This is a genomic window from Bradyrhizobium valentinum (genome assembly GCF_001440405.1).
Classification (GTDB): Bacteria; Pseudomonadota; Alphaproteobacteria; order Rhizobiales; family Xanthobacteraceae; genus Bradyrhizobium; species Bradyrhizobium valentinum.
This window is the reverse complement of record NZ_LLXX01000110.1, coordinates 1,768-6,953: the sequence shown is the minus strand read 5'-3', so window position 1 is coordinate 6,953 and position 5,186 is coordinate 1,768. Positions and strand designations below refer to the sequence as shown.

Below are 5,186 nucleotides of genomic sequence, written 5' to 3'. Positions count from 1 at the left end.
GTCGCCGAATCCGGCATGAAGGGCTTCTATTTCGCCTCGTGGTACGGCTTGTGGGCGCCGAAAGGTCTTCCCGCCGATCTGGTGACGAAGATTCAAGGCGAGGTGGCGAAAATCGTCGAGCGGCCGGACGTCAAGGAACGGCTCGGGGTGCTCGGCTTCGAACCGATCGGCTCCACGCCGGACTATTTCGCCAAATACATCAAGGACGAGATGGCGAAGTACGAGCAGATCGTCAAGGACGCGAACATCAAAGCCGAATGACGGCAACGAGAGCCTGATCGCGTCACGCGGATCGGGCTCTCGATGTCCATCTTGAGGTATTCCGGACGACGCCATGAAAGTCATCGTTCTCGGCGCCGGCGTGATCGGCGGGCGCGCACCGGATATCGATCTCAGCGGACTGATGCTGGCCGCCGCAATCGCTGCGCCGCGCGGCGGGGTAGATATTTCGCGAAAAAATTATCTCCGGAAATCCACCCGGCCTTGTGCAAAGTAGCCGTCTATTCTCTGGTCGCTCACCACCAGGCCAACCCAGGGAACGGTGATCTCCGGGTTGTTCAAGTTGATATACTTGCCGACCAGCCGCCACGGACCTTCGCGCCTTGCGTCGATGAGGCCCCTGCGCTTGCCGGAATCCCAGTCGAATAGCAGGTAGACGCGGTCTCCGATGGTTCTCGCCTCGCCCTGGCCCTGTTTCCATTTATCGGGGGCATCGCCCGGTATGGTGGGATCCGCAGCACCCTTCCAGCGGCTCGACCATTGACCTTCGACCGTGCCATGCGGGTAGCTGGTGTCTTGAGTGCCCCATGGCTTTGCATTTTCATCGGTGTCAGATTCTTCCGGCGCCGTGTTGCGGGCGAACTGCGTCACGTCATCGTCGTTGGGATGCGGGACGTCCATGACGCCGAAAGGATTTCGGGTTGCCGGACCGTTTTCGGACACGGCGTTTCGCTTGGCGTTTTCGGATTTCATCGTTGTCTCCAACCGCAATTGTCTTGCTTCGTGAACGCTCGGGATCGCAGGATCGACGCGTGGCGGCCACCCGATTTCCGAAAGGAACTTTGTTGCTACGCGCGGCAAGGGAAGGGGGGCGCCTCACACGGCCGGAGCGGCGCTGATTTCCAAATCGACGACGACGCCGAAATGATCGCTGAGCCAGAGGCCATCAACCGGCTGGTCGAACGCGAGCGAGGCGGCCCGAACCTCGCAAGCCGCTTTGGGATGGGCGTCCCAGGAGCCCACGAACACATAGTCTACTCGGCGGCGATGATGCGGCTGGCGAACGATCATGCCGATCTCCGACTCTGTATTCGGATTATCGACGCTCCAGGTATGGCCATGACCCTCGCCCGCGATCTCCCAGGCGTCGTGATATCTTACGCTTCGTCCGCCCAGGGACTGCAATCCCCTGATGTAGCGAATGCTGGCTGCGTCAGGCGTCGCGTTGAAATCGCCGGCGATGATGGTGGGAAGCACCTGCCGGTGACGCGCATCGAGATCGGTCAGCGCGACAGCCTGGCGTTCCCGGGCCGATTCCGCGGCGAGCCGCCACGACGTCGCGGCCGCGATGAACAGAAGATCGCCTTCCCCGGGCAGCGGCACCGTTACCGCCAGCGAGCACCAGGGCACGTCGTCTGCATCCGACATGCGCAGGTCGAGGACCTCCTCGACACGATGCGGCCATCGCGTCGCGACGGCATTTCCGCCGAAACGATCGGCATGGGGCGGAATGCTGCGTAGAACGTCAGCCTGATGTGTCCCATGCAGTCCGGTGTCATTGATCAATTCATCGAGCTGCGAATGGTCCGGCGACTTGGCGACTTCCTGGAACGACGCAAGATCGGGGGCGAGCCGGCACAGTTCCCGATTGATCAAGCCGGTTCGTTTCGGATCGCCTTGCCGATTCCAGACGTTGAGCGTGACAACGCGCAGCCGCATGGCCGATCTGGGCTCATGAATGAACCCGAACAACGTTCGTCAGGGGCGTTGGTTCAGCGCTTGCTGGCGATCTGGCGCTCGATGGGCGAGCGCGCCCTGCAGCGGCTCACGCAACGTTGGCTTGCGCGGTCTGCTGTTCTTCTGCGAGCAAGGTGTCGAGATCGACGAGCTGCGGATCGTCAGCCTCGGGTTCGCCCAGTCCTGCGCTGCCGTGAAGATGCATCAGGGTCTGCACACGGCGGGCGTTGAGATGGTCCACGTGCTGATGCTGCAGCGCTACCGTCAGCAGCGCTTTGGGCAACCCGACCAGGGTAAAGGCCGGAACCTTGCGCACCTCGCCGTCCTCGCGCCAGAGCAGGGGATGGAGGGTGTAAATCAACTGCCGCTCGATCTCCGGCGATGGCGGCTGCTCCGATTCGGACAGCGTGAGGCTGGCGAGGTTGGCGTTGCCCGCACGTGTGCGCACGGCGGCGGAGCGCAGCTCCCAGCATATCAGGTCCGCCGCCGAGAGAACTTCGCGACGCACGGCATCCACATTGGTCGAAAACCTCGTCGCCTCCGGTATCGACAGCGCGGCTTTGGTGACGGCCTCGACCAGCGCGGTGGCGCTGGTATCAAATCCCGGCGCGGCCCGCTCGATGGCCGCAGCCATCGCTTCGATCTGGTCAGCCATCTGGTCACGTTCACGCTGCGCCTTGGCATCGGCGAGCGCGCGCTCGGCCGAGGCCACCTGCTCGTCGTATTCCGCCAATGCGGCGCGCCATGTCTTGGTGCGTTCTTCTACGGCGCGCATGTCGGCTTCTGCGCGATCAAGCCGGGCAGCGGTAGCCCCGGCCACCGCCAGCCGTTCGGCGGCGGCACGCTTTTCTGCAAGTTCCGTTTCGGCGATACTCAACCGGTCGGCCAGCTTCTGCCGCGCCGCCATCTTCTCCTTCAGCGCGTTCTCGAAGCGCTCGATCGGGCCGAGCTCGCGCTTGAAAAATGCCATAGCTCTCTCCTCGCGATCGCGTGCCGAATCATCTGGCCGATCGTTGTGTGCCAAAGCTAGTACGAAACTTAGATAACATTGCGGCCTGAGTCGGTACAGCGCAGCCGCCCAATGGGTGATGGTCGGCGCGAGGCCGACCACCACTTTCGGGCCCGTGCGCCGCGCGGTCGCTCGGTTATGCCGCTTCCGGAAGATGCGCTCTGGACATTTTGCGCGGCGAGGATGCGGGCGCGTTAAACCGGCCTGTCGGGGTGCCAGCCGAGCACGGCCAGCATCACGAAAAATCCGATCACATAGGCGGCGGCCACCGGCCATCCCTGGCTGACCCAACGTCCGACGGATTTCGCTTCCGGATACATGTTCGACAAGGCGACGCCCGCCGACGAGCCGAACCAGATCATCGATCCGCCGAAGCCGACCGCATAGGCGAGGTAGCCCCAGTCATAACCGCCTTGCTTCAAGGCGAGCGCGGTGAGGGGAATGTTGTCGAACACCGCTGAGACGAAGCCGAGGCCGAGCGTGGTCGGCCATGAAGCGGCCGGCAGCCTCTCGACCGGCATCAGCGAGGCCGCGGTGACCAATGCAAGAAGGAAGACCGTTCCCTTGAAGGTTTCCGGCATCACCTTCCAGTCCGGCGCACGCCATGGCGCCGTCAAAAGAACGACCGCCCAGACGGCGATGCCGAGAACCGGGACGATGTCGAGTAACGCGGGGAATTTCACATTGGCGGTGATGTTCGCGGCCAGCGCGGCAAACAGGATAGCGGCGACGATGAAGACCCGCGCCGGGTCGATCTTCAGACCTTTCGATGCATTTTTCTGGATCGGCGAGTAGCGCTGTTGCTGAATGGAGGCGGGCACGGCAAAGATCAGCATAGAGACGATGGCCGCGATATAGGCCTCTACCACGGCGAGCGGGCTGACGCCGGCGATCCACATCATGGTGGTGGTGGTATCACCGACGACGCTGCCGGCGCCGCCGGCATTCGAGGCCGCAACGATCGCGGCGAGATAGCCGATGTGAACCTTGCCCCGGAACACGTGCCGCGCAACGGTGCCGCCGATCAGGGCGGCGGCGATATTGTCGAGGAAGCTCGACAGCACGAACACCAGGACGAGCAGGACAACGCCGCCCTTCCAGTCGTCCGGCAGCAGCGCCGGCATCTCATCCGGAATCCGGCTTTCCTCGAAATGCCGGGACAGCAGCGCAAAGCCCATCAGGAGCAGGAACAGATTGCCGAGCGTGACCCATTCATGCGCCATATGGTGGCCGAGGCCGGCGAGGCCCGCACCGTGCTTGAAGCCGGTGAAGACCAGTTTGTAGACGATGATCGCGGCAAGGCCGGCGAGCGCGACCTGAAGCGTCTTGTGATGGAATAGCGCGACGCCGAGCAGCGTCAGCGCAAACAGGATGAAGTCGACGGGTATCCCGAATACAAGGATGGGTTCGATCACAGCGGCCTCGGACAAGCGCGAGAGAAATTCACGGGTTCAGGTCGCAATCTGCAATGTGCTTTATTTCAGCGTCTTCAGCCAGCCGGCGATTTCGCTGACCGCGACGTTGGCCTGCTGCAAGAGCTTGCCCATGGTGAAGAAGCCGTGGAACTGGCCGGGGAAGTGCCGGTAGGTCATGGGCACGCCGGCTTCCTTCAGCCGCGCGGCATATTCGGCGCCCTCGTCGCGCAGCGGATCGGCGCCCGCGGTCAGCACATAGGCCGGCGGCAGGCCGGCGAGCGTTTTGGCGCGCGCAGGCGAGGCCTTCCAGTGATCGATGTCGGCCGTGCCGTTCAGATAGTGGTTACAGAACCATTTGATCACGGAGTGCGTCAGCAAAATGCTGGTCTCGGGCTCGCTGTGCGAGGGATGGCTCATCGCAAAATCGGTGGCGGGATAGATCAGCGCCTGGCCGGCGAGTTTTGGGCCGTCGCCGTCGCGCGCGGCCAGCGCCACGACGGCGGCGAGATTGCCGCCGGCGCTGTCGCCACCGACCAGCACGTGTCCGGCGTCGATGCCGAGCCGGCTGGCGTTGGCGGCAATCCACTTGGTCGCGGTGATGGCGTCGTCGACAGCGGCAGGAAATTTGTGCTCCGGCGCCAGCCGGTAGTCGACCGAGATGACGATCAACTCGCCCTCATGGGCAAGCTTCTGGCAGGCCACTTCATGGGTATCGAGGTCGCCGATCACCCAGCCGCCGCCGTGAAAGAACACCAGGCATGGTGCAAGGCCGTTGCTCTTGCGCAGCGTCTTCGGGGTGTAGATGC

7 protein-coding genes are annotated in these 5,186 nt (G+C 63.3%); 2 read left to right on the top strand and 5 right to left on the bottom strand.

Going from position 1 to position 5,186, the window contains the following annotated elements; genetic code table 11:
- On the top strand, positions 1-261 hold a 261-nt coding region (locus CP49_RS46070), incomplete at its 5' end, for a Bug family tripartite tricarboxylate transporter substrate binding protein (RefSeq protein ID WP_249762053.1).
- Between the two features lie 73 nt (positions 262-334).
- Entirely contained in the window at positions 335-496 is a 162-nt protein-coding gene (locus CP49_RS44710; protein ID WP_156438481.1) for a hypothetical protein, read from the top strand.
- Here CP49_RS44710 and CP49_RS16735 read toward each other — a convergent pair.
- The 5 genes from CP49_RS16735 to CP49_RS16715 form a co-directional block, all read right to left on the bottom strand.
- Complete coding sequence (locus CP49_RS16735; RefSeq protein ID WP_057851315.1) at positions 460-972, bottom strand: hypothetical protein; 513 nt, start codon at positions 970-972, stop codon at positions 460-462. The genes CP49_RS44710 and CP49_RS16735 overlap by 37 nt on opposite strands.
- 123 nt (positions 973-1,095) lie before the next feature.
- On the bottom strand, positions 1,096-1,938 hold the full coding sequence (locus CP49_RS16730) for an endonuclease/exonuclease/phosphatase family protein (protein WP_057851314.1): 843 nt from the start codon (positions 1,936-1,938) through the stop codon (positions 1,096-1,098).
- Positions 1,939-2,044: 106 nt separating this feature from the next.
- Positions 2,045-2,926, bottom strand: coding sequence for a hypothetical protein (locus CP49_RS16725; protein WP_057851313.1), 882 nt, complete (start codon positions 2,924-2,926; stop codon positions 2,045-2,047).
- 233 nt (positions 2,927-3,159) lie between these two features.
- Positions 3,160-4,380, bottom strand: coding sequence for a hypothetical protein (locus CP49_RS16720; RefSeq protein ID WP_057851320.1), 1,221 nt, complete (start codon positions 4,378-4,380; stop codon positions 3,160-3,162).
- Positions 4,381-4,440: 60 nt separating this feature from the next.
- Positions 4,441-5,186, bottom strand: a 746-nt coding sequence (locus tag CP49_RS16715) for an alpha/beta hydrolase (protein WP_245310724.1), incomplete at its 5' end; no start/stop codon positions are given.